23 protein-coding genes are annotated in these 21,690 nt (G+C 66.1%); 13 read left to right on the top strand and 10 right to left on the bottom strand.

What is annotated here, in order from left to right:
- Positions 1 to 16: 16 nt before the first annotated feature.
- Positions 17 to 982, bottom strand: a complete 966-nt coding sequence (locus tag JHD77_RS04505) for an SdiA-regulated domain-containing protein (protein WP_014602377.1) — start codon at positions 980 to 982, stop codon at positions 17 to 19.
- Between the two features lie 327 nt (positions 983 to 1,309).
- On the opposite strand from JHD77_RS04505, the gene JHD77_RS04500 reads away from it, so the two are divergent.
- From JHD77_RS04500 to aphB, 6 genes are all read left to right on the top strand, one after another.
- Positions 1,310 to 2,359, top strand: coding sequence for an ABC transporter ATP-binding protein (locus JHD77_RS04500; RefSeq protein ID WP_003112954.1), 1,050 nt, complete (start codon positions 1,310 to 1,312; stop codon positions 2,357 to 2,359).
- A complete protein-coding gene (locus JHD77_RS04495) occupies positions 2,356 to 3,285 on the top strand; it encodes an ABC transporter permease (protein ID WP_003112953.1) in 930 nt (309 codons plus the stop codon). Before JHD77_RS04500 ends, JHD77_RS04495 begins: the two co-directional genes overlap by 4 nt.
- Positions 3,282 to 4,070: an ABC transporter permease gene (locus JHD77_RS04490; protein ID WP_031755855.1), complete on the top strand. Its 789-nt coding sequence runs from the start codon at positions 3,282 to 3,284 to the stop codon at positions 4,068 to 4,070. The genes JHD77_RS04495 and JHD77_RS04490 overlap by 4 nt, the downstream gene beginning before the upstream one ends.
- Before the next feature lie 47 nt (positions 4,071 to 4,117).
- Positions 4,118 to 5,161, top strand: a complete 1,044-nt coding sequence (locus JHD77_RS04485) for an ABC transporter substrate-binding protein (protein ID WP_003084365.1) — start codon at positions 4,118 to 4,120, stop codon at positions 5,159 to 5,161.
- A gap of 420 nt (positions 5,162 to 5,581) precedes the next feature.
- Positions 5,582 to 6,976, top strand: coding sequence for an APC family permease (locus JHD77_RS04480; RefSeq protein ID WP_191519395.1), 1,395 nt, complete (start codon positions 5,582 to 5,584; stop codon positions 6,974 to 6,976).
- Positions 6,977 to 6,991: 15 nt separating this feature from the next.
- Positions 6,992 to 8,026, top strand: coding sequence for an acetylpolyamine amidohydrolase AphB (gene aphB, locus JHD77_RS04475; protein WP_003110574.1), 1,035 nt, complete (start codon positions 6,992 to 6,994; stop codon positions 8,024 to 8,026).
- 80 nt (positions 8,027 to 8,106) lie between these two features.
- On the opposite strand, the gene JHD77_RS04470 is transcribed toward aphB, so the two are convergent.
- The 4 genes from JHD77_RS04470 to JHD77_RS04455 form a co-directional block, all read right to left on the bottom strand.
- Positions 8,107 to 8,457 (bottom strand): NirD/YgiW/YdeI family stress tolerance protein, encoded by a 351-nt coding sequence (locus JHD77_RS04470; RefSeq protein ID WP_003084357.1) that lies wholly within the window; start codon positions 8,455 to 8,457, stop codon positions 8,107 to 8,109.
- A gap of 83 nt (positions 8,458 to 8,540) precedes the next feature.
- On the bottom strand, positions 8,541 to 9,530 hold the full coding sequence (locus JHD77_RS04465; RefSeq protein WP_003121726.1) for an SdiA-regulated domain-containing protein: 990 nt from the start codon (positions 9,528 to 9,530) through the stop codon (positions 8,541 to 8,543).
- A 98-nt stretch (positions 9,531 to 9,628) separates the two neighbouring features.
- Entirely contained in the window at positions 9,629 to 10,294 is a 666-nt protein-coding gene (locus tag JHD77_RS04460; protein ID WP_003110705.1) for a fumarylacetoacetate hydrolase family protein, read from the bottom strand.
- Between the two features lie 91 nt (positions 10,295 to 10,385).
- Positions 10,386 to 11,780 carry an FAD-binding oxidoreductase gene (locus tag JHD77_RS04455; protein WP_003112948.1) on the bottom strand — a complete coding sequence of 465 codons (1,395 nt, stop codon included), beginning with the start codon at positions 11,778 to 11,780 and terminating at the stop codon, positions 10,386 to 10,388.
- 203 nt (positions 11,781 to 11,983) lie between these two features.
- Between JHD77_RS04455 and serA the strand changes: the two genes are divergently transcribed.
- Positions 11,984 to 13,213, top strand: coding sequence for a phosphoglycerate dehydrogenase (gene serA, locus JHD77_RS04450; protein WP_003112947.1), 1,230 nt, complete (start codon positions 11,984 to 11,986; stop codon positions 13,211 to 13,213).
- A 57-nt stretch (positions 13,214 to 13,270) separates the two neighbouring features.
- Here the strand turns inward: serA and JHD77_RS04445 are convergent, their stop codons facing one another.
- Complete coding sequence (locus tag JHD77_RS04445) at positions 13,271 to 13,708, bottom strand: DUF4399 domain-containing protein (RefSeq protein ID WP_003084345.1); 438 nt, start codon at positions 13,706 to 13,708, stop codon at positions 13,271 to 13,273.
- 292 nt (positions 13,709 to 14,000) lie between these two features.
- Between JHD77_RS04445 and JHD77_RS04440 the strand changes: the two genes are divergently transcribed.
- Positions 14,001 to 14,771, top strand: a complete 771-nt coding sequence (locus JHD77_RS04440) for a cystine ABC transporter substrate-binding protein (protein WP_003112946.1) — start codon at positions 14,001 to 14,003, stop codon at positions 14,769 to 14,771.
- A gap of 71 nt (positions 14,772 to 14,842) precedes the next feature.
- The gene (locus tag JHD77_RS04435; protein ID WP_003084339.1) at positions 14,843 to 15,535 is read left to right on the top strand and encodes an amino acid ABC transporter permease; all 693 of its coding nucleotides are present in this window, start codon (positions 14,843 to 14,845) and stop codon (positions 15,533 to 15,535) included.
- Between the two features lie 2 nt (positions 15,536 to 15,537).
- Here JHD77_RS04435 and JHD77_RS04430 read toward each other — a convergent pair whose 3' ends face one another.
- Positions 15,538 to 16,032, bottom strand: coding sequence for a DUF523 domain-containing protein (locus tag JHD77_RS04430; protein WP_003112945.1), 495 nt, complete (start codon positions 16,030 to 16,032; stop codon positions 15,538 to 15,540).
- Between the two features lie 265 nt (positions 16,033 to 16,297).
- Here JHD77_RS04430 and JHD77_RS04425 point away from each other — a divergent pair, with 265 nt between their 5' ends.
- Complete coding sequence (locus JHD77_RS04425) at positions 16,298 to 16,852, top strand: DUF6160 family protein (protein ID WP_003084327.1); 555 nt, start codon at positions 16,298 to 16,300, stop codon at positions 16,850 to 16,852.
- Positions 16,853 to 16,873: 21 nt separating this feature from the next.
- On the opposite strand, the gene JHD77_RS04420 is transcribed toward JHD77_RS04425, so the two are convergent.
- Positions 16,874 to 17,572 (bottom strand): 2OG-Fe(II) oxygenase, encoded by a 699-nt coding sequence (locus tag JHD77_RS04420; protein ID WP_074231566.1) that lies wholly within the window; start codon positions 17,570 to 17,572, stop codon positions 16,874 to 16,876.
- 48 nt (positions 17,573 to 17,620) lie between these two features.
- Between JHD77_RS04420 and JHD77_RS04415 the strand changes: the two genes are divergently transcribed.
- The gene (locus JHD77_RS04415) at positions 17,621 to 18,373 is read left to right on the top strand and encodes a hypothetical protein (RefSeq protein WP_003084320.1); all 753 of its coding nucleotides are present in this window, start codon (positions 17,621 to 17,623) and stop codon (positions 18,371 to 18,373) included.
- A 19-nt stretch (positions 18,374 to 18,392) separates the two neighbouring features.
- Here JHD77_RS04415 and JHD77_RS04410 read toward each other — a convergent pair whose 3' ends face one another.
- Positions 18,393 to 19,334 (bottom strand): alpha/beta hydrolase, encoded by a 942-nt coding sequence (locus JHD77_RS04410; protein WP_003084318.1) that lies wholly within the window; start codon positions 19,332 to 19,334, stop codon positions 18,393 to 18,395.
- Positions 19,335 to 19,410: 76 nt separating this feature from the next.
- Between JHD77_RS04410 and JHD77_RS04405 the strand changes: the two genes are divergently transcribed.
- Together JHD77_RS04405 and JHD77_RS04400 are read left to right on the top strand one after the other, a co-directional pair.
- Positions 19,411 to 20,022: a DUF6436 domain-containing protein gene (locus JHD77_RS04405; protein WP_003118762.1), complete on the top strand. Its 612-nt coding sequence runs from the start codon at positions 19,411 to 19,413 to the stop codon at positions 20,020 to 20,022.
- Between the two features lie 104 nt (positions 20,023 to 20,126).
- Positions 20,127 to 20,630, top strand: a complete 504-nt coding sequence (locus JHD77_RS04400) for a transcriptional regulator (protein ID WP_003110710.1) — start codon at positions 20,127 to 20,129, stop codon at positions 20,628 to 20,630.
- Here JHD77_RS04400 and JHD77_RS04395 read toward each other — a convergent pair.
- A complete protein-coding gene (locus tag JHD77_RS04395) occupies positions 20,609 to 21,661 on the bottom strand; it encodes an AraC family transcriptional regulator (protein ID WP_003112941.1) in 1,053 nt (350 codons plus the stop codon). The genes JHD77_RS04400 and JHD77_RS04395 overlap by 22 nt on opposite strands.
- Positions 21,662 to 21,690: the final 29 nt, after the last annotated feature.

Genomic DNA, 21,690 nt, shown 5'->3' with positions numbered 1-21,690 from the left:
GTCCCCGTATGCCGCGTCAGGGCTGCGCCGGCTCGTCCTTGCTGAACACGTAGAACAGGTTCGGCTCGCTGACCAGGTAGAGCACGCCACGGTCGTCCATCGCCACGCCCTCGGCCTGCGGCACGCTGCGCTTCAGGCCGTGCATGCCGCGCAGCAGCGACAGGGTGCTGACCGGCTCGCCGTCGGTGTCCAGCTCGACTACCAGACGCGACTCGTCGGACAACGCCAGCAGGTGCCCGGTGCCCTCGTCGAACTGCAGGCTGGACAGGTCGCGGACGAACAGGCGCTTGTCGCGCCCGGGGTCGTCCACCACGTGCACGGCGAACGGTTTGTCCGCCTGGGTGTGGGGGAAACCGTGGATCTCGTAGATGCGCACCGGGTCACGCTCCTTGGCGACGAACAGGCGCTTGCCCTCGGCGTCGTAAGCTAGCCCTTCGAAACCCTTGTTGCCGTTGAGGCCGATACCCAGCGAAAGCTGCTGGGCATCGGCAGCGTCGATGAAGCGCGTGTCGTCCTCCAGGCGCACCTTGACCAGGCGTTGCTGGCGCTCGTCGGTGATCACGTAGACGCCGCGGCTGATGTACTCGATGGCCTCGGCGTCGCCGAAGCCGGTCAGCGGGATGGTCCGCAGTACCTTGCCCTGCAAGGACAGCTCGATGATCTGCGCCGGCTGGTTGGTCACGGTGAACAGGGTGCGCCGGTCGGGATCGAAGGTCAGCGCGGAAACGTCGTCGTTCAACCCCTCGATGGGCTGCGCCTCGATCCGCACGCGGTAGTCCGGCAGCCATATCGAGCGCTCTTTCCAGGCATCGGCGTGACGCCACTCCTGGACGGCGAACCAGGCCCGGTCGAAGACCCGGAAGCTCTGGCCGAGAAGGACCAGCGCGGCCAGCGCGACCAGCAGGACGGCCAGCAGCAGACGGCGAGGCGTGAAAGCTCGGGACATGGAAAACGGCTCGGGAGTTTGGGCGTGGATAGTCATAGCATAGAGCCTGTACGCTGTATGGAAACGGGCTGCGCCCGACCTTTCCTACGCAAGCTACGGCTCCAGGCTGAAGCCAAGCTTAAAGTCAGCCAGCCGCCCGGGCGACTCGGACAGGTCCGAGTTTCCTGTCCGAAAGAGACGACAAGAGAGCATCCGCAGTCTTCTTCCAGCGCCACCAGATTGGCCTGTTCGATCCCTTATTGGCCGCATCTATCGTTCTGCGCCCGCGGCGCCCCGGTCATTATCGAACCGCAGCAGGTGAAGCGGGCCCCAGAAACCGCAAAACCTCAACAATAACAACTGCTTGACTGCATGGAATTCAGCATGACCAGCGCGATAGCCATCGAGCGGATCTGCATGGAATTCGGTACCCCCGGCCAAGGCCTGAAGGCCCTTGACGATGTGTCCCTGGATATCCACGCCAACGAATTCTTCACCCTCCTCGGCCCTTCCGGCTGCGGCAAGACCACCCTCCTCCGCCTCATCGCCGGCTTCGAACAGCCCAGTTCCGGCAGCATCCGCCTCTATGGCGAACACATGGAAGGCCTGCCGCCGTTCCGCCGCCCGGTCAACACGGTGTTCCAGAGTTATGCGCTGTTCCCGCACATGAGCGTCGCCGACAACATCGGCTTCGGCCTGGAGATGCAGGGCCGCCCGCGCAGCGAGATCGACGCCACCGTGAGCCGCATGCTCGACCTGGTGAAGCTGCCGGAGGTCGGCAAGCGCCGCGCCGACCAGTTGTCCGGTGGCCAGCAGCAACGCATCGCCCTGGCCCGCGCGCTGGCCAGCCGGCCCAAGGTGCTGCTGCTCGACGAGTCGCTGTCGGCGCTGGACCTGAAGCTGCGCAAGGAAATGCAGATCGAGCTGAAGCGCCTGCAGCACGAGACCGGGATCACCTTCATCTTCGTCACCCACGACCAGGAGGAAGCGCTGACCATGTCCGACCGCATCGCGGTGATGAGCAAGGGCAAGGTGTTGCAGGTCGGCACGCCCAGCGACATCTACGAGGCGCCGCTGAACCGGGCGGTCGCCGACTTCATCGGCGAAACCAACTTCCTCGAGGGCCAGGCCGACGCCGACGGCGTGCGCCTGGCGGACGGCCAGCGGCTGGCCGCGACGACCCCGGGCAGCGGCGCTGTGACCTTGGCGATCCGCCCGGAGCGCACCGAACTGGCCGCCGACGGCCAGTTGGAAGGCGTGCTGGAAAACATCGTCTATGTCGGCACCGATACCGTCTACCACCTGAACGTGGCCGGACAGCCGGGCTTCCGCGTGCGCCAGCAGAACCGCGACGGCGCACGCTGCCCGCACAGTCCGGGGGCGAAGGTGCGGGTGCGGATTCCCGCCGCCGCCATCCGGGTGCTTGCCGAATGAGCACCGCCGGCCGACCTACCGCGCAACAGTCGGCCGAACGCCGGCAGCTGCGTCGGCGCCTGCTGCTGAGCAGCCCGGCGATGCTGATGCTGGTGCTGTTCCTGGTGATCCCGCTGGGCATCATGTTCGCCGTGTCGATCCAGCAATCCGGCGACTACGGCGGAGTGAAATGGGGCCAGCACAGCCTGGAGGCCTACCTCAATTTCCTCTGGGAACGCGACCTGGACGACAGCCTGGTGTTCAACGCCGACTACCTGGGCATCTTCCAGCGCTCGTTCTGGCTGTCGCTGCTGACCACCCTCGGCTGCCTGGCGCTCGGCTTCCCCACCGCGCTGTACCTGGCGTTGCAACCGGAACGCCGGCGCAACCTGCTGCTGTTCCTGGTCACCGTGCCGTTCTGGACCAACCTGCTGGTGCGGGTCTACGCCTGGATCCTGCTGCTGCGCAACGGCGGGCTGGTGGACGCCGGCCTGCAAGGCATCGGCCTGACCGACACCGGGCTGGGGCTGCTCTATACCGACAACGCGGTGATCATCGGCCTCCTTTATACCTACCTGCCGTTCATGGTGCTGCCGATCTACAGCAGCCTGGAAAAGATGGACTGGCGCCTGGTGGAGGCGGCATTCGACCTCGGCGCCAACCGCTGGAAAGCGCTGCGCCGGGTGATCGTGCCGCTGGCGATGCCGGGGATAGTCGCCGGCTGCATCCTGGTATTCATCCCGGCCCTGGGCAGCTACATCATTCCGGAATTGCTCGGCGGCGGTAAGGCGCTGATGATCGGCAACCTGATCCAGCTGCAATTCGGTACCGCGCACAACTGGCCGTTCGGCGCCGCCCTTTCGTTCGCCCTGCTGGCCTTCGTCCTGCTGGCGATGCTGATCTACAACCTGCGCTTCCGGGCCAACGCCGGCGGAGGCCAGCCATGAACGGCCGCAATCCACTCTGGACCTTCAGCGGCGTGCGCCAGGCCGCCTGGCTGTTCTTCGCCTTCCTCTACATCCCGATCCTGGTGCTGGTAGTGCTCAGCTTCAACAGCGGCCAGTCGGCGACGCTCTGGGAGAGCTTCAGCCTGAAATGGTATGCGGTGGTGGCCAACGATCCGGAAATCCTCCGCGCGGCGAAGAACTCGCTGCTCGTCGCCACCCTCGCCACCCTGGCCTCGACCGTCCTGGCCACCCTCGCCGCGCTGGGCATGCGCGGTCGCGCCTTCCGCGGGCAGACCCTGATGAACGGCGTTCTCGGCCTGCCGCTGCTGGTGCCGGAGATCGTCACCGCGGTGGCGACCCTGATGTTCTTCTCCTTCATCGGCCTGAAGCTGTCGTTGTTCACCATCCTCATCGCCCACGTCGTGTTCTGCATCCCCTTCGCCTACCTGCCGATCCGCGCCCGCCTGGAGGGCCTGGACCCGCGCCTGGCGGAGGCCGCCGCCGACCTCTACGCCTCGCCGTGGAAGGCCTTCTGGAAAATCACCCTGCCGCTGCTGATGCCCGGCGTGCTGTCCGGGGCGATGCTCGCGTTCATCATCTCGATGGACGATTTCGTCATCACCTATTTCGTCGCCGGCGCCGGCGCAACCACCCTGCCGGTGTACATCTTCAGTTCCATCCGCATGGGCATATCCCCGAAGATCAATGCGATTTCCTCGATCATCCTCATGATTTCCATCGCCTTCGTCGCCCTGTCGTACTACCTCGGCCAACGCCGCCGCTGAGAACCTGCCTCCACGAAGAAAAAACAGAAGATCGCCAGGAGTCCATCATGACCTACCGCACACCGCTCACCCTGCTCTTCGCCGCCGGTCTAGCCCTGGGCGGCCAGGCTCGCGCCGAAGGCACCCTGCACTTCGCCAACTGGTCGGACTACTACCCGCCGGAGTTACTGAAGAAGTTCGAGAAGGACACCGGGATCAAGGCCACCCTCGACGCCTACGACAGCAACGAGACGCTGCTGGCCAAGCTCAAGGCCGGTGGCGGCGCCTACGACGTGGTGGTGCCGTCGGACAGTTTCATAGAAATATTCGTCAAGGAGGGGCTGCTGCAAAAGCTCGACAAGAGCCAGTTGCCGAGCCTGGGCAATCTGAAGGAAAACTTCCGGACCCTTGGCTTCGATCCCGGCCACGACTACAGCATTCCCTATCTCTGGGGCACCACCGGCTACAGCTACGATACGGCGAAGGTGCCGGGCGGCAGGCTGGAAGAAAGCTGGAAGCCGTTCTTCGAACCACCAGCCGAGCTGAAAGGCAAGGTGGTGGCTCTAAACTCCATCGAGGAACTGTTCATTCCCGCCACCTACTACCTCGGCATCGACGAATGCACCGAGGACGCCAGGGAAGCGCAGAAGGTCCTCGACCTGCTGCTCAGGCAAAAGCCGGCGCTGGCCATGTACAACAGCGACGGCACCATCGAGCGCATGGCCGCCGGCGAGGTCGCCATGCACCAGCAGTGGAACGGCGCCTTCCACCGCGCCCACGCCCAACGCGCCAGCCTCGAATACGTCTATCCGAAGGAAGGCATCCGGCTGTTCATCGACAACTTCGCGATTCCGCGCGACGCCAGCAACGTCAAGGAAGCCCACGTCTTCATCGACTGGATGATGCGCCCGGAGAACATCGCCGCCGCCTCCAACTTCGCCAAGTACAACAACGCCATCGTCGGCTCGGAGAAATTCATGGAGAAAGCACTGTTCGACGACCCGGCGATCAACACCCCGCAGGACAAGCTCGACCGCCTGAAGCCGTTCAAGCTCTGCTCGCCGAAAGCCCTGGCGTTGCGCAGCAAGGTCTGGACCAAGCTTAAGAAATGATCGACGCGGCGCTGGCGGCCAGCTCGCGCCAGCGCTGGCCGGCCAGCCAGCTTGGCCATTTCGATCCCTTTTTGACCGTCTACAGGGTTCTCCCCGGCGAAACCGGATTGCTAGAGTCGAACCGCGCCCTCCTCGAGGGGTCGCCCGGAGCCGCGGAAACGGCGCCGGCAGAGCCCAAGGGAACCTCGCGACCGCGAGCTAGAAATCCAACAAGAACGCTTCCTGAGAACGCCATGAACACTATCGACGCCCCAACGCCCGTGCCCGCACACGCCACGCGCCCTCTCGTCACTGCCATTTCCACCGACCCGGCGGAAACCCCAGCGGTTTTCCACTAGCCCGTCCATTCACCCGGCGCAGGAAAGGTCCGCCCAAGCGGCCGCCTGCGGGATCGATACGGCATTTCGCGAGGAGCGGAACATGGCCAGCGAACGCAACAACGGCATCCTCATCGGCGGCAAGCGCCCCGAGTACGTCCACAGCGCCCAGGGCACCGGCCTGCGGCGCATCCTCGGGCTTCCCGCCCTGGTCTTCTTCGGGCTGGTCTACATGGTTCCGCTGACCATGTTCACCACCTACGGGGTAGTCACCGAGATCACCGGCGGTCGTACCGCCAGCGCCTACCTGATCACCCTGGCGGCGATGCTCTTCACCGCCTTTTCCTACAGCTTCATGGTGAAGAAATATCCCATCGCCGGCTCGGCCTATTCCTATACCAGCCTCAGCTTCGGCCCCTGCGTCGGCTTCCTCGCCGGCTGGTCGCTGCTGCTCGACTACCTGTTCCTGCCGATGATCAACTACCTGCTCATCGGCCTGTTCCTCAACATCGCCTTCCCGATGGTGCCGGCCTGGGTCTTCGTGCTCGCGGCGATCGGCCTGGTCACCGTGCTCAACGTGATCGGCATCAGCTCGGTGGCCGGCATGAGCAACGTGATCGTCGGCGCCCAGTTCGTCTTCGCCGTGGTGTTCGTCGCCATGGCGGTCAAGCACCTGGCCGGCATCCCCTCGCTGGACCTGAGCCTGCCCTTCGTCGGTGACGGCAGCCAGCCGGGCTTCGCCCCGTTGATGGCCGGCGCGGCGGTGCTGTGCCTGTCGTTCCTCGGCTTCGACGCGGTCTCGACCCTGGCCGAGGAAACCCGCGACCCGCAACGCGACATCCCGCGCGCCATCGTCATCACCACGGTCGGCGCCGGCCTGCTGTTCACCGTGCTGGCGGTCTTCAGCCAACTGGTGTTCCCCGGCAGCGTATTCCAGGACGCCGAGTCGGCGGCCAACGAAGTGATGCTGGCGGCCGGCGGCAAGTTCCTCGCCAGCTTCTTCACCGCCGCCTACGTCGCCGGCGCCGCCGGCTCGGCGCTGGCCTCGCAGGCCTCGGTGTCGCGCATCCTCTACAGCATGGGCCGCGACGGCATCCTGCCGCGGCGCGTGTTCGGCAGCCTCTCGGAGCGCTTCAAGACGCCAGTGATCGCGATCCTGGTGGTCTCGGTGATTTCCCTGCTGGCGGTGGTCATCGATCTCACCACCCTGGCCTCGATGATCAGCTTCGGCGCGCTGGTGGCGTTCTCCGCGGTGAACCTGGCGGTGATCCGCAGCTACCTGCTGCTCGACGGCCGCCGCGCCCCGCGCGACCTGCTGCGCTACGGGCTGGTGCCGACCATCGGCCTGGGCCTGACCCTGTGGCTGTGGACCAGCCTCTCGGCGCTGACCCTGGTGATCGGCCTGACCTGGTTCGCCGCCGGCCTCGCCTACCTGGCGTTGCATACCGGCGGTTTCCGCCGCAAGGCGCCGACCGTGACCTTCTCCGAACAGAACTGAGCCCGGGAGCCCGACATGCTGACCATCTACAGCGACGACCATCGCCTGCACCACGGCCGGCACGAACTGATCGGCGGCCAGTTCACCCCCTGCTTCGAAAAACCCAGCCGCGCCGACATGGTCCTCGACCGCGTGAAGGCCGTCGGCCTCGGCGAAGTCCGCGCACCGCGCGACTTCGGCCTGGAACCGATCCGCCGGGTGCACAGCGAGGGTTTCGTGCGTTTCCTGCAGAACGCCTGGCAGGACTGGCTGGCCACCGGCCGCAGCCACGACATGCTGCCGATCGCCTGGCCGACCCGGCGCCTGCGGCAGACGGAGCCGGACAACATCGACGGTCGCCTCGGCTACTACTCCTTCGACGCCGGCGCGCCGATCACCGCCGGGACCTGGCAGGCGATCACCAGTTCGGCCAACGTCGCCCTCAGCGGCCAGTCCGAACTCGCCAACGGCGCGCGCTCGGTATTTTCGCTCTGTCGCCCGCCGGGCCACCACGCCGCGGCCGACTACATGGGCGGCTATTGCTTCTTCAACAATGCCGCCATCGCCGCCCAGGCCTTCCTCGACCGGGGCGCCGGGCGGGTGGCGATCCTCGACGTCGACTACCACCATGGCAACGGCACCCAGGACATCTTCTACGACCGCGCCGATGTGCTGTTCACCTCGATCCACGGCGATCCGCGCTTCGAATACCCCTATTTCCTCGGCTACGCCGACGAGAAGGGCAACGGCGTCGGCACCGGCTACAACTTCAACTACCCACTGGCGGCCGGCAGCGACTGGGCGACCTGGAGCCAGGCGCTGCAGGCGGCGATCCGGCAGATCCAGGCCTATGCGGCGGACGTCCTGATCGTTTCCCTGGGGGTGGATACCTTCAAGGAGGACCCGATTTCCCAGTTCCGCCTGGACAGCCCCGACTACCTGCGCATGGGCGAAGCCATCGGCAAGCTCGGCCTGGCCACGCTGTTCGTGATGGAGGGAGGCTACGCGGTGGAGGAAATCGGGATCAACGCGGTGAACGTGCTACAGGGTTTCGAAGGGGTTCACCGGTAAGCCCGCCCGCAACTTCGCCCGGTCGGAACGCGAAACGGCCCGCCTCTCTTCCGGGAGGCGGGCCGTTTCGATTCAGGGCCTTACTTGATCACTTCGACGAACTCGACGTCGATCTCGCGGCCGACCAGGTCGCGGTCGACTTCGCCGGTCAGCTTGACCCGGGTCTTGTCGTTGATTTCCATCGGCGGGAAGTCTTCGTCGTCGATCTCCACCTTCATGCTGCCGGTGGCATCGCGGAACTCGTAGATGTCGCCCTTGATGCGCTTGACGATGGTGCCCTGGAGGACCACCGGGGTGTCGTCGGCGGCTTCCAGCGCGGCCTTCACCGTGGTGGTGGTCGGGGTAGCGCCCGGGCCGGTATAGCCGGCGGCCAGGGTGACGGTGGAGAACAGGCCGATGGCAGCGATGAGGGGCAGGTGACGAAGTTTCATGGGTAACGCCTCGTAGTTGGTTTCGATGGGTCCAGGCTACGAAGCCTTGCTGAAACCAGGCTTAATCGGCGCTTAAGCGAAGCTTAATCGGCGTCGCTGGTGGCCAGGCGCTCGCCGCTCTTCTTGCGGAACACGTAGAACAGGTTCGGCTCGCTGACCATGTAGATGGTGCCCTCGTCGTCGATGGCCACCCCTTCGGCGCGCGGGATCTTGCTGTCCAGGCCGTTGAAGCCGCCGAGCAGGCTGATGAAGCTGACCGGCTCGCCCTTCTCGTCCAGCTCCAGCAGCAGATGCGATTCGGCCGACAGCACCAGGGTATGGCCGGTACGCGGGTCGACGCTGAGGGCCGAGACGTTGCGCATGTACAGGTCGTCGCTCGGTAGCGCGGTCATCGCCCCGCTCAGGCTCGGCCCGCCGTCGCTCTTCCAGCTGAACAGGGTCATCGGATCGCGCTCCTTGCTCAGCAACAGACGCTGCTGGCGCGGATCCCAGGCGATGCCCTCGAAGCCCTTGTTCTTCTTGCCGATATTGCCCAGCGGGAATTCGGCCAGGCTCTTGGTGCTCAGCTCGGCGGTCTGCGGGTCGACATGGAAGATGGTCAGGGTATTGCGGCGCTCGTCGGTCACCGCGACGTTGCCGTTCTCCAGCACCGCCACGCCTTCGGGATTGCTCAGGCCGAGCAGCGGGATGGTACGCAGCACGTCGCCGGTGAGCGACAGCTCCACCAGCAGCGGCCGCTTGCCGGTAACGGTGAACAGGGTCCTGGTTGCCGGGTTGTAGGCCAGGTCCGAGGTTTCTTCCTCCTCCAGGCCCTGCAACGGCTTGGCGTCGATCACCACCCGATAGCCCGGCAGCCAGATGCTTTCGTCGCGCTGCTGCTGGCTGGCCTGGCTTTCCTTCCACCAAAGGCCGGCGCGATCGTCCCAATGCATGACGATGGTCAGCACCACGCCGACGAGCACGACGAACGCCGGCAGCAGCCAGCGGAAACGGGGAAGCTTGGAGGCAAGGGACATGGGCGAGGCTCGACTGTTTGGCCAGGTGTTTTCTTGGGCGTCGCCATGAAAGGGCATTGCCCCCGGCCTGTCAATCGAAGCGTCGGCCAGCCGACCGACAGTCGCTTCCGCTGCCGGCGCTAGGGAAGTCGGCCGCCCCCGGCGGCCGCAGCGGTTCAGAGCACGCGGGTCTCGAAACGGCTGGCGCCCGGCAATTCGAGCAGCAACTCGTCGCCGCTGTTCAGCGGCCCGACCCCGGACGGCGTGCCGGTCAGCACCACATCGCCGGCCTGTAGCGAGAAATGCCCGGCGATGTGCTGGATCAGCGGCACGATCGGATTGAGCATGTCGCGGCTGTTGCCGTCCTGGCGCACCTCGCCGTTGATGGTCAGGCGGATGCCGATGTCGGTCGGGTCGGGAAACTGGTCGGCGTTCACGAACGGCGACAGCACGCCGGCGCCATCGAAGCTCTTTGCCAGCTCCCAGGGCAGGCCCTTTTCCTTCAGTTTCGCCTGGACCTCGCGCAAGGTCAGGTCCAGCGCCGGCGCATAGCCGGAGATCGCGTCGAGGACCTCCTCGCGGTTCGGCTTGCGCGACAGCGGCTTGCCGATCAGCACGGCGATTTCCGCCTCGTAGTGTACCGAGCCGCGCTCCTGCGGCAGGCTCAGCCCGCCGCTCACCGGCACCACGCAGGAGCCGGGCTTGATGAACAGCAGCGGCTCGGTGGGAACCGGGTTGTTCAGTTCCTTGGCGTGTTCGGCGTAGTTGCGCCCGACGCAGACCAGCTTGCCCAGGGGGAAGTGGATCGGGGTGCCGTCGATATATTGATGCTGGTAACTCATTTACCGACTCCTGAACGGGTGGAAAGGCATCCGTGGCGCCCGCCACAGACGAGAAGGGCCGGATGACCGGCCCTCTGCGTTGCGACACCTGCTACTCGGCGAAGATCTTGCCGGGATTCATGATCCCGTTGGGGTCGAACACCGCCTTCAGTGCCTTCATATAGGCAATTTCGGTTTCCGAGCGGGTGTAGGTCAAGTAGTCGCGCTTGGTCATGCCCACGCCATGCTCGGCGGAAATCGAGCCGTTGTACTTCTCGACGGTCTCGAACACCCACTTGTTGACGGTCGCGCACTTGGCGAAGAACTCGTCCTTGCCGAGGTTTTCCGGCTTGAGGATGTTCAGGTGCAGGTTGCCGTCGCCGATGTGGCCGAACCACACCACCTCGAAGTCCGGGTAGTTGGCCTCGACGATGGCGTCGATGTCCTTGAGGAAGGCGGGCACCCGGGAAACCGTGACCGAGATGTCGTTCTTGTACGGCGTCCAGTGGGAGATGGTCTCGGAGATGTACTCGCGCAGCTTCCACAGGTTCTGCAACTGCTGCTCGCTCTGGCTCATCACCCCGTCCAGCACCCAGCCCTGCTCGACGCAGTGCTCGAAGGTGGCCAGCGCCTCGTTGGCGACTTCCTCGGTGGTCGCCTCGAACTCCAGCAGGGCGTAGAACGGGCAGTCGGTTTCGAACGCCCGCGGTACGTCGCCACGGGCCAGGACCTTGGCCAGGGCCTTGTCGGAGAAGAACTCGAAGGCGGTCAGGTCGAGCTTGCTCTGGAAGGCATGCAGCACCGGCATGATCGAGTCGAAGTCGGGCGTGCCGAGGACCATAGCGGTGAGGTTCTTCGGCGTGCGCTCCAGGCGCATGGTCGCCTCGACCACGAAGCCCAGGGTGCCTTCGGCGCCGATGAACAGCTGGCGCATGTCGTAGCCGGTGGCGTTCTTGATCAGGTCCTTGTTCAGCTCGAGCAGGTCGCCCTTGCCGGTGACGACCTTCATCCCGGCCACCCAGTTACGGGTCATGCCGTAGCGAATGACCTTGATCCCGCCGGCATTGGTGCCGATATTGCCGCCGATCTGGCTGGAACCGGAAGAAGCGAAGTCAACCGGGTAGTACAGGCCGTTTTCCTCGGCGAAGGTCTGCAGTTGCTTGGTAACCACGCCCGGCTGGCAGACTACGGTGCGGTCGAAGGCATTGAAGTCGAGTATCCGGTTCATGTAGTCGAAGGCCACCACGACTTCGCCGTTGGCCGCCACGGCCGCGGCGGAGAGCCCGGTACGACCGCCCGACGGGACCAGACCGACCTTGTGCTGGTTGGCCCAGCGGACGATCGCCTGGACCTGCTCGACGCTCTTGGGGAACACGATGGCCAGCGGCGCAGGGGCGAAATGCTTGGTCCAGTCCTTGCCGTAGGCGTCCAGGGAGGCGGCGTCGTCGAGCAGCTTGCCAGGCTCGACCAGGGGCTTGAGCGATTCGATCAGGGCTTCGCGGGTCATTCGGGAACTCTCAAATGATTCATGGTCGTCCTGAGAACAACTCAGGTCGCAACCGGGCAAGGAAAAGGGAGAACATGCTAGCATACGCCCCCCGCGCTTAGTGCCTCTGGGCGCCGAGTTGCGGGTGCCGGCCAGCGCCGGCCGGACCCGCTTCGCGCAGTTCGCTTTCCAGCCACTTCCTCCGGGACAACAGGTTTACGCAGATGAGCAAGACCTCTCTCGACAAGAGCAAGATCAAGTTCCTTCTTCTCGAAGGTGTCCACCAGAACGCCGTGGACACGCTGAAGGCCGCCGGCTACACCAACATCGAGTACCTCAAGACCGCGCTTTCCGGCGACGAGCTGAAGGAAAGGATCGCCGATGCGCACTTCATCGGCATTCGCTCCCGCACCCAGCTGACCGAAGAGGTCTTCGACTGCGCGAAGAAACTGATCGCGGTCGGCTGCTTCTGCATCGGCACCAACCAGGTCGACCTCAACGCCGCCCGCGAACGCGGTATCGCCGTGTTCAACGCGCCCTACTCGAACACCCGCTCTGTGGCTGAGCTGGTACTGGCCGAGGCGATCCTGCTGCTGCGCGGCATCCCGGAAAAGAACGCCTCCTGCCATCGCGGCGGCTGGATCAAGAGCGCGGCGAATTCCTTCGAGATCCGTGGCAAGAAGCTCGGCATCGTCGGCTACGGCTCGATCGGCACCCAGCTCTCGGTACTCGCCGAGGCCCTGGGCATGCAGGTGTTCTTCTACGACACCGTGACCAAGCTGCCGCTGGGCAACGCGGTGCAGATCGGCAGCCTGCACGAGCTGCTGGGCATGTCCGACATCGTCTCGCTGCACGTTCCCGAACTGCCCTCCACCCAGTGGATGATCGGCGAGAAGGAAATCCGCGCGATGAAGAAGGGCGGCATCCTGATCAACGCCGCGCGCGGCACAGTGGTCGAGCTGGACCACCTGGCCGCCGCGATCAAGGACGAGCACCTGATCGGCGCCGCCATCGACGTGTTCCCGGTCGAGCCGAAATCCAACGACGAGGAATTCGCCAGCCCGCTGCGTGGCCTGGACCGGGTGATCCTGACCCCGCACATCGGCGGCTCCACCGCCGAGGCACAGGCCAACATCGGCCTGGAAGTGGCGGAGAAGCTGGTCAAGTACAGCGACAACGGCACCTCGGTGTCCTCAGTCAACTTCCCCGAAGTGGCCCTGCCGTCGCACCCGGGCAAGCACCGCCTGCTGCACATCCACGCCAACATCCCCGGCGTGATGAGCGAGATCAACAAGGTCTTCGCCGACAACGGCATCAACGTTTCCGGCCAGTACCTGCAAACCAACGAGAAGGTCGGCTACGTAGTGATCGACGTCGATGCCGAGTACTCGGACCTGGCCCTGGAGAAACTCCAGCAGGTCAACGGTACCATCCGTAGCCGCGTGCTGTTCTAAGGCAGCGTCCGGCGGAAAGGAAAAAGGAGGCCCAGCGGCCTCCTTTTTTCGTTTCCGTCACTTGACGGTAACGGTGATCTTCTCCGACTCCACGGTCGGCTCCAGCGGCACGTGGTTCTTGTCGCCCACCAGCAGTTGCAGGGTGTGCTTGCCCGGCGGCAGGGTGATCTCGGTTTCGGTCTGGCCCTTGCCGAAGTGGCGGATGTTGTCGGTCATCGGCAGCGGCAGGTTCATCGCCGGCTGCTCCTTCAGGTCCACCAACAGGTGATGGTGGCCGGTATCCGGCATGTCGACGCCGGCCGGCGCCACGCCCATGCCTTTCAGGCCGAATTTCACGGTGAAGGTCTTGTCGACGGTTGCACCATCGGCCGGCGTGATGAAATACACTTTCGCCCCTTCGGGCGCCTTCGTCCGGGGCAGGTCGGCAGCCATCAGGCTGGCGGATGCGCCGAACATCAGGGCGGCTAGACCGAGGCAAGGCAATGTCACTCTCATGGGAGTCTCCTGTTTTCACTTCCGTTAGCACCCGGGAAACACCACTGGACGGAATTTCCCCGGCACTCTTCGTGCCTTCCGAATCAGGGAAAGGCATCGCTGGCACAGCGATTTCCACTGCGAAGCCCGTGTTAGAGCGGCGCTCGCGCACATAATCCGGGTCAATGCCCGCAACCCCTGGAAAGACCGCATGCAACCCAGTAGGTTCGCGATTGTCCAGGACGCGGGCCCGGCTAAGCTGAACGAACAGCATAGGCCCGACCGACGTTCATTCCCACCCGAGGAGTACTACATGCGATTTCTGCCCCGCCTGCTGATGCTGGTATCCCTGGCCGCTCCGCTGGCCCATGCCGAGCTGCTCGACGACGTCCACCAGCGCGGCGCCCTGCGCATCGCCCTGGAGGGCACCTATCCGCCGTTCAACTTCAAGCAGGGCGGCAAGCTCACCGGCTTCGAGACCGAACTGGGCGAACTGCTGGCCGCCGAACTGGCGGTCAAGCCGGAATTCGTCACCACCGAATGGAGCGGCATCCTCGCCGGCCTGCAGAGCGGCAAGTACGACATCGCGCTGAACCAGGTCTCGGTGAACGAGCAGCGGCGCAAGGTCTTCGACTTCAGCGAGCCATACACCATCTCCAGCGCCCAGTTGATCGTGCGCGCCGACGAAACCCGCCAGTTCAAGTCGCTGGAAGACCTCAAGGGCCTCAAGCTCGGCGTCGGCCAGGGCACCAACTACGCCGACCTGGCGAAGTCGGTGGCCGGCGTCAACGTGCGCACCTATCCGGGCGCCCCGGAATACCTGCAGGACCTGGCCAGCAAACGCATCGACGCGGCGCTCAACGACCGCCTGCTGATCCCCTTCGCCATCCGCGAGGCCAAGCTGCCGGTCAAGCCCGGCGCGGCGGTGGGACCGGTGGCGAACATGGCGATTCCCTACCGGAAGAACAATCCGAAGTTCGGCGAGGCGCTGAATGCGGCGCTGGAGAAGATCAAGGCCGACGGCCGCTTCGCCAAGCTCTCGGAAAAGTGGTTCGGCCTGGACGTCAGCCAGCCGCCGAAGTGAGCTCCCGCCCGAACGGGGGAAGCGGCCGCGCCCGAGAGACGCGGCCGTCGTGTTTGTCGATGGAGTGTTGAATGAATTCGCTGCAGAAATTGCTCGAATGGCTCGCCAACCTGGTCGAGCTGCTCGGGATGGCCTGGCCCTTCCTGCTCCAGGGCGCGATGTATACCGTGCTGTTCGCCGCGGTATCGATGGTCCTGGGCCTGATCCTCGGCTTCAGCGTCGCGGTGGTCCGGGTGACCAAGGTGCCGGTGGTCTCGCAGATCGCCGCGGTCTACGTCAGCGCCTTCCGCGGGACGCCACTGCTGGTGCAGATCTTCGTCCTGTACTACGGGCTGCCGAGCGTAGGCATCGAGTTCACCCCGGTCACCGCGGGCATCCTGGCGCTGACCCTGAATGTCGCGGCCTATCTCTCGGAGTCCATGCGCGGGGCGATCCTCGGCATCGACAAGGGACAATGGGAAGCCGGGCTCTCGGTCGGCCTGACCTGGGGCCAGACCCTGTGGAACATCATCACCCCGCAGGCCCTGCGCCTGGCGGTGCCGAGCCTGTCGAACAGCCTGATCAGCCTGATCAAGGACACCTCGCTGATCTCCGTGATCACCGTGACCGAACTGATGCTGGCGACCAAGGAGGTCATCGCCGAGACCTTCCAGCCGCTGCCGCTCTATCTCGCCGCCGCCGGGATCTACTGGCTGCTTTCGGCACTCTTCGAGCGTGTGCAGAAAGCCCTGGAGAACCGCCTGACCGCGCCGCTGCGGCGCTGAGTTCAGCCGCCGGCGTCGAGGCCGGCCAGGCAGACCGCGGCGCGGTCCAGTTCATCCTCGTTGAATACCAGCACGCCCATGCGCTTGAGGGCGGCGGCGGTAACGCCCTCGCCGGCGACCCGGTTGCCGTTGAAGCGCCCGTCGTAGTTCTCCAGGTTGCCGCAGGAAGGACTGCGCGCCTTGAGCACGGCCATCCGGATGTCATGGCGGCGGACCAGCTCCACTGCCGCCTCCGCACCCAGCAGGAATGCTTCGCTGACATCCTCGCCGTCGACGGTGAAGACCCGGTTCAGCCGGTCCAGCACTTCGCCGCCCTGGCCGCCGGGGATCTCCGCTGGCGGGCGGGGCGTCGGCAGGCCTCCGGCGACCTCCGGGCAAAGGGCGACGATCCGCCCCTGCGCATGCCAGCGCGAGAGCAGGTCGAACGGGCCATGGCTGCCACCGTCGTAGCGCACCAGGTGGCCCAGCAGGCAACGGCTGACCAGAACCTTCTGCATGGATGCTCCACCCCTTTGACAGGCACACAGAGTAGCCCGCCGCTCGCCGATGGTCACGCCCGGTAACAGTAGCCGGGAAACACCAGGGAAACCCGCCCTCGACCCAACCGGAGTTAGGCCTCGCGGTCGCGCTCCAGCGCCCGTATGGCGGGGACCAGGGCTATTTCTTGCCGATCCTTAGGATAGAACTGCGGGCGGCCCATGGCGAACCTCCGCCGCCCCGAGCAGACTGGCTTCCCGCGCAACCGCGAAGGACCCGCCCGTCATGCTCCCGACCCGCTCGCTTCTACCGTTTTTCCTGGCCCCCGCGTTGCTCGCCAGCGCTGCCAGCCAGGCGGCCATGGAGGCCCTGGACAACGACAGTCTCAGCCAGGTCACCGGCCAGGCCGGCATCAGCCTGCGCCTGGACCTGCGCGCCGGCGCGGCCAGGGTCGCCTGGGTGGACGACGGCGGCAGCCTCTCGCTGCGCAACCTGGTGATCGACAACGGCTGCGTGAAGGCCGGCGACTGCCCGGACGGGCGCGGCGGCAACATCCCCCTGGGCGCCGCCCAGCTCGGCCTGAGCTTGCCGATCTTCGGCGTCGAGCAGCCGACCCTGGCACTGGACGTGACCACCGGCAGCGGCGGCGGGCAGCAACTGGCGATCAGCCTGCCGGACCTCGCCACCATCAACGACCAGTTGATCGCCAGCGGCCTGCCGGCGCAGCGCATCCGCCTGCGGGTGGCCAGCGACCTGTACATCGGCGACAACTCGATCGGCCGCATCGAACTGCGCGACATCACCGACCTGCGCGGCACGATCAAGGTCTGGGGTCACTGAGGCGGCGACCCCGCCGAGGGTTCAGGAGAGTTGCAGGAGGGATTCGTTGCGCCGGCGGAACCAGCCGGTCAGCGACAGCCGGTCGCGGCTGGCGGGCAGGACTTCGTGCTCGGTGCCGGCGGACATAAACACCACCAGGCTACCGCCCATCGGCTGGATGTCCACCTGCCGCTGCGGCAGGTGCAGGCGCAGCGCGCCGCCATGCTCGGGCAACCAGGCATCGTTGAGGTAGAGAACCGCGGAGACGGTGCGTGCGTCGTCGTCGCGGAAACGATCGACATGCTTCTGGTAATAGGCGCCCGGCGGGTACAGCGCGAAGTGGCACTCGAAATCCTCGAGGCCGAGGAACAGCGAGGCGTTGAGCGCCTGGCGCAAGCTGTCCATCACCCCCAGGTATTCGTCGCAGGCCTCGGATTCTCCGGGCTCCAGCCATTGCGTGAGGTCGCCGCGGATGCCTTCGCGGATCACCTGGCCGTCGCCGCGGCCGATCGCCGCCGGGGTCAGGTCGCCCGCGACCGCACGGGTGCGGCACTCTTCGGCCAATCTGGTGGTCAGACGCTCAGGCATGAAGATGCTCTGGTGCGACCAGCCCTGGTCGACCAGTTCATCGACGATGCGATGCAGGAGGGGATGATTGACGTTGATGTGCATTGTCCATTGTAGCGTGCCGCCCCGGTGTCTCGACAAGCGGTCCGCCGCATGTCGACAATAGCGCCCCATGGACGGCACCACCCGAACGACGAGGCTTTCGCCGCCAAAGGAGTATCAATGCGCGCTTTGCTCGCCTTCGCTTTACTGCTGGTTGGTCTGCCCGCCCTGGCCGACCCTTATCAACGCCTGTACCAGGCCGCTGGCTGGCCCGACCAGCGCGCGCATTTCAGCGATGCCCTGGACGCGGCGCAGAAGCGCTACCAGGACAAGCTGCCGCCCGCGCTCTACCAGACCCTGGTGGACAACAGCAATCGCCGCTTCGCCCCGGCCGAAGTCGACCAGCGCGCCCTCAACGGCCTGCGCGAGAACCTGCCGGACAGCGCCAGCCCGCTGAATTTCTTCGAGTCGCCGCTGGGGCGCAAGGTGGTCGCCGCCGAGGTGCTCGCCACCCGCCGCGACCAGTTGCTCCAGCACAGCAACGGCCTGCCGCGGCAGACCGCCAGCGAGCCACGCCGGGCCCTCGTCAAGCGCCTGGCCCAGGTCCTTCCGGCCCGAGAGGCCGGCGCGGAAGTCAGCCTGGCCCTGGCCGGGGTCGCCGCCGACAGCCTCAGCCAGATGCTTCCGGGCCTCCCCGGCCTGCTTGGCGGCGGACAGACCGGCCAGTTGCTGGAAGGCCAGCGCCAGCGCCTGGTGCAGCAGATCGGCGCGGACCTGGAGAACACCCTGCTGTATGTCTACCGCGATCTCTCCGATGCGGAACTCACCCAGTACGTGAACTTCGCCGAGTCGCCGGCCGGCCGCAGCTACTACCAGGCGGCCCTGGCCGCGCTGAAAGCCGGCCTGGCGGTGGACCAGGCGGTCGCCCCCTGATCGCCGCGGGGCCTGGAACTCAGGCCCCCAGCGCGTCGCTCAGGAAATCGAAATAGCGCCGCCGCAGCCCCTCGCTTTCGTTCGCCAGGTGATGGCGCGCCTCTTCCAGCAACAGTATCCGCGGCTCGTCGAATTTCTCCCGCAGCACCTTCAGGCCATGGCGCCAGTCCACCGTCTCGTCGGACTCGCCCTGCACCACCAGGGGGCTCAGGGCACGCCGAGGCGCCCGCTCGATGCGCGGCACCCAGCGGGTCAGCGCGCCGACCCAGGCGGTCGGCAGGGTGCGTGGCTGCAACGGATCGTGCTCGCGGAGGAAGTCGAGGAACTGCGGATCGCTGGAGTTCTCCGAGAAGCGCCGCGGGATCGAGTCGACGAAGGGGCTCAGCAGGCGGTAGCTGAGCTTCGACCAGCCCCAGGCGCGCGGGCGCACCAGCGGCGCCAGGAGAATCGTCTCGCCCAGCTCGGGACGTTCGCCGCCGTGCAGCAGGTAGTCCAGCAGGATCGCCCCCCCGGTGCTTTGTCCGCAGAGGTGCCAGGGCGCCGCCAGGTCGAGTTCGGCAGCCTGGCCCAGCAGGCCCTTGAACACCGCCTGGTATTCGGCGAAGTCGCGGATGCTGGCCCGCTCGCCTTCGGACAGGCCATGCCCCGGCAGGTCGCAGGCGAGCACCGAGAAGCCCATGCCCAGCGCCCAGTCGACCACGTGCCGATACAGTCCCATGTGGTCGTAATAGCCATGCATCAGCAACAGGCTGCCGCGCGCTTCCGGCAGCAGCCAGGCCTGCACCGCCAGGCGGCGCCCGTCGACCGCCATGCTGCCGAGCCGCGCTTGCAGGCGCGGATGGCGGGAGCGCAGGTCCAGGCCGTAGTAGGCCTGGTAGGCGAGGACGGCGGCGTCCGCCTCGGCCGCGGCCAAGGGTCGCAGGTGCTGGCGCAGGTAATCGGGGTTGAAGGCTTCTGACATCGGCGGTTCCGGGCTGCAATCGATTCGTGGCCGGGCCACGGGCGAAACCCAGGGATATTCAGCTGCGCGCGAACACATGGCAAGCTTGGCACCCGTTTTCCGTGTGAATGCCATGACTCCCCGCCGCAAGACGCTCCTCGTCAGCCTGGTCGGCCTGCTCTGGGCCGGCGGCCTGCTCGCCGCCTACTGGTGGTTCGAGATCCGCTACATCCGCCCGTTCAGCGAGCAGACCACCCTGTTCTCCGGCGACAGCCTGCGCCTGCCGGCCGAGCTGGCCGGGCCGGGGGCGATCCGCCTGGTGCATTTCTGGGACCCGGCCTGCCCCTGCAACGTCGGCAACCAGCAGCACCTCGGCGAGCTGATCGAACGCTTCGCCGGCAAGGGCGTGGAGTTCCATGTCCTGCAGAAGCCTGGCAGCCAGGGCCGCCTGCCGGACAACCTGGCCGCCCTGCGCCCCCTCGCTGGTCTGCCCGGTTCCGAGCAGTTGCCGGCCAGCCCGGCCGTGGCGATCTGGGACCGCGACGGCCGCCTGGCCTACTTCGGCCCCTATAGCGAGGGCGCGGTATGCACCTCCAGCAACAGCTTCATCGAACCGATCCTCGAAGCGCTGCTGCAGGGACGTCCGGTGGATGCCACCCATACCCTCGCCGTGGGTTGCTACTGCCCCTGGACCCCGGAAAAAGGCTGACCTGGCTCAACACCGGGCCTTCCGGAGGGGGCGCCGGAAGGCGTAGCGGCTACACTGCCCGGGTCGGCCCACGAGGGGCCGTTGCCGAACCAAGGAGTCGCTGCATGTCCCTACGTCCCACCCTCGCCCTGCTCGCCCTCGTCAGCCTGCCGCTGATGGCCGCCCAGAACGACCCTCAGCCCAGCAGCAAGGAACTGATGAAGGAGCACCAGGCGCAGATCCAGAACGACCTGGCCGACGTCGACTACAAGCGCAAGCGCATCGTCGAGGCCAACATGAACCTCACCGACCAGGAAGGCGAGAAGTTCTGGCCGATCTACAACACCTACCGCACCGAGTCGGACAAGCTCAGCAAGGAAACCCTCAGGCTCCTGCTCGACTACGCCCAGGCCTACAACAGCGGCAACGTCAGCGACGACCAGGCGAGCAAGCTGATCGAGCGTGTCGACGACCTCCAGGAGGACCGTCTGGAACTGCGCGACAAGTACGTCAAGCGCATCGCCAAGAACGTCTCGCCCAAGCGCGCCATGCGCTTCCTGCAGATCGAGATCCAGCTCGACGCCATCGCCACCCTGGAGATCGGCCGTCAGGTACCGCTGGTCGAGTAACCCTCTTCCCGCTTCGCCAGCCGCGCCCTGTATTGCTCCGGGGGCGCGGCGTGCCAGCGGCGAAAGGCCCGGTAGAACGGCGACAGCTCGGCGAACCCGCAAGCCTTGGCCACCTCGCGGATGGCGCGACCGGCCAACAGCATCTCGCTCGCCCGCTGCCGGCGAACCTCATCGCGAACCTGCCGGAAACTCGCTCCCCCAGCGGCCAGCGCACGCTGCAAGGCACCGCTGCCAAGGCCCAGCTCCGCCGCGCACTGGCGCAAGCCATAGCCCTCCCCGAGGCGCAGCTCGATCAGGTAGCGCACGCGATTGAGCAAGCGGTTCTCGCTGAGTTCGCGGGACTGTTCTTCCGCGTGGCGGGTCAGCACGTCATGCATGTCCGGATTGGCGTTGCGCGAAGGACGCCGCAGCAAGGCGGCGGAAAACACCAGGGCATCGTGCGGCCGCGAGAACAGCGGCAGCCTGCCGAACAACCGGCGGTGTTCGCCCAGCCGCGGCGGGGCTCGGTGGCGGAACTCGATGCGCTCGGCGACGAACTCGTCGTCGCTGATCAGCGCCAGCAGCTTGAGGAACAGCAGCATCAGGCATTCGATCTGCTGGCGCAGCGAGGCATAGCCCAGGTAGTTGATGTCGAGGATCAGCCTTGCCGTTTCCCCTTCGACCTCGAGGCGCGCGGCGAAACCGCCGGAGAGAATGTGCTGGAAACGCACGAAGCTGCGCAGCGCCTCCTCCAGGTCGCGCGCGGACAGCAGCAGGTAGCCGACCACATCGAGCAGGCGCGGCTTCATTGCCTCGCCCAGGTGCAGGCCGATGTCGGCATCGCCGGTCACCGCCGCCAGTTCGGTCCAGAACAACGGGGCGTTGTCATGCACCAGGCGGCCGCCCAGGGTCGGCGGCGGCAGCGGGATACGCCGGTAGACGCTGCGGTAGACGCGGGTGGGGTCGAGCCCGAGGGCGTCCAGGGCTTCATACAACAGACGCCGCAACGTGGCGGAATGGGTCAGGGGGCTGGTAGACGGGTCGTCCTGCATGGCGGCTCCTCGCGATTGACCAAAGACTT

It is taken from the genome of Pseudomonas sp. P20 (genome assembly GCF_016463925.1).
In the GTDB taxonomy this organism is placed as follows: domain Bacteria; phylum Pseudomonadota; class Gammaproteobacteria; order Pseudomonadales; family Pseudomonadaceae; genus Pseudomonas; species Pseudomonas aeruginosa.
The sequence above is the reverse complement of the archived record's forward strand: the minus strand, read 5'-3'. Positions and strand labels throughout refer to the sequence as shown.

Bases quoted from the DNA above. Each gene is read 5' to 3' on its own strand.
- JHD77_RS04400 (WP_003110710.1), top strand. From the start codon at position 20,127: ATGTCCCTACGTCCCACCCTCGCCCTGCTCGCCCTCGTCAGCCTGCCG.
- serA (WP_003112947.1), top strand. From the start codon at position 11,984: ATGAGCAAGACCTCTCTCGACAAGAGCAAGATCAAGTTCCTTCTTCTC.
- JHD77_RS04500 (WP_003112954.1), top strand. From the start codon at position 1,310: ATGACCAGCGCGATAGCCATCGAGCGGATCTGCATGGAATTCGGTACC.
- JHD77_RS04395 (WP_003112941.1), bottom strand. From the start codon at position 21,661: ATGCAGGACGACCCGTCTACCAGCCCCCTGACCCATTCCGCCACGTTG.
- JHD77_RS04440 (WP_003112946.1), top strand. From the start codon at position 14,001: ATGCGATTTCTGCCCCGCCTGCTGATGCTGGTATCCCTGGCCGCTCCG.
- JHD77_RS04445 (WP_003084345.1), bottom strand. From the start codon at position 13,708: ATGAGAGTGACATTGCCTTGCCTCGGTCTAGCCGCCCTGATGTTCGGC.
- JHD77_RS04480 (WP_191519395.1), top strand. From the start codon at position 5,582: ATGGCCAGCGAACGCAACAACGGCATCCTCATCGGCGGCAAGCGCCCC.
- JHD77_RS04415 (WP_003084320.1), top strand. From the start codon at position 17,621: ATGCGCGCTTTGCTCGCCTTCGCTTTACTGCTGGTTGGTCTGCCCGCC.
- JHD77_RS04465 (WP_003121726.1), bottom strand. From the start codon at position 9,530: ATGCCCTTTCATGGCGACGCCCAAGAAAACACCTGGCCAAACAGTCGA.
- JHD77_RS04410 (WP_003084318.1), bottom strand. From the start codon at position 19,334: ATGTCAGAAGCCTTCAACCCCGATTACCTGCGCCAGCACCTGCGACCC.
- JHD77_RS04490 (WP_031755855.1), top strand. From the start codon at position 3,282: ATGAACGGCCGCAATCCACTCTGGACCTTCAGCGGCGTGCGCCAGGCC.
- JHD77_RS04435 (WP_003084339.1), top strand. From the start codon at position 14,843: ATGAATTCGCTGCAGAAATTGCTCGAATGGCTCGCCAACCTGGTCGAG.
- JHD77_RS04405 (WP_003118762.1), top strand. From the start codon at position 19,411: ATGGCAAGCTTGGCACCCGTTTTCCGTGTGAATGCCATGACTCCCCGC.
- JHD77_RS04420 (WP_074231566.1), bottom strand. From the start codon at position 17,572: ATGGGGCGCTATTGTCGACATGCGGCGGACCGCTTGTCGAGACACCGG.
- JHD77_RS04455 (WP_003112948.1), bottom strand. From the start codon at position 11,780: ATGACCCGCGAAGCCCTGATCGAATCGCTCAAGCCCCTGGTCGAGCCT.
- JHD77_RS04485 (WP_003084365.1), top strand. From the start codon at position 4,118: ATGACCTACCGCACACCGCTCACCCTGCTCTTCGCCGCCGGTCTAGCC.
- aphB (WP_003110574.1), top strand. From the start codon at position 6,992: ATGCTGACCATCTACAGCGACGACCATCGCCTGCACCACGGCCGGCAC.
- JHD77_RS04470 (WP_003084357.1), bottom strand. From the start codon at position 8,457: ATGAAACTTCGTCACCTGCCCCTCATCGCTGCCATCGGCCTGTTCTCC.
- JHD77_RS04495 (WP_003112953.1), top strand. From the start codon at position 2,356: ATGAGCACCGCCGGCCGACCTACCGCGCAACAGTCGGCCGAACGCCGG.
- JHD77_RS04430 (WP_003112945.1), bottom strand. From the start codon at position 16,032: ATGCAGAAGGTTCTGGTCAGCCGTTGCCTGCTGGGCCACCTGGTGCGC.
- JHD77_RS04505 (WP_014602377.1), bottom strand. From the start codon at position 982: ATGACTATCCACGCCCAAACTCCCGAGCCGTTTTCCATGTCCCGAGCT.
- JHD77_RS04425 (WP_003084327.1), top strand. From the start codon at position 16,298: ATGCTCCCGACCCGCTCGCTTCTACCGTTTTTCCTGGCCCCCGCGTTG.
- JHD77_RS04460 (WP_003110705.1), bottom strand. From the start codon at position 10,294: ATGAGTTACCAGCATCAATATATCGACGGCACCCCGATCCACTTCCCC.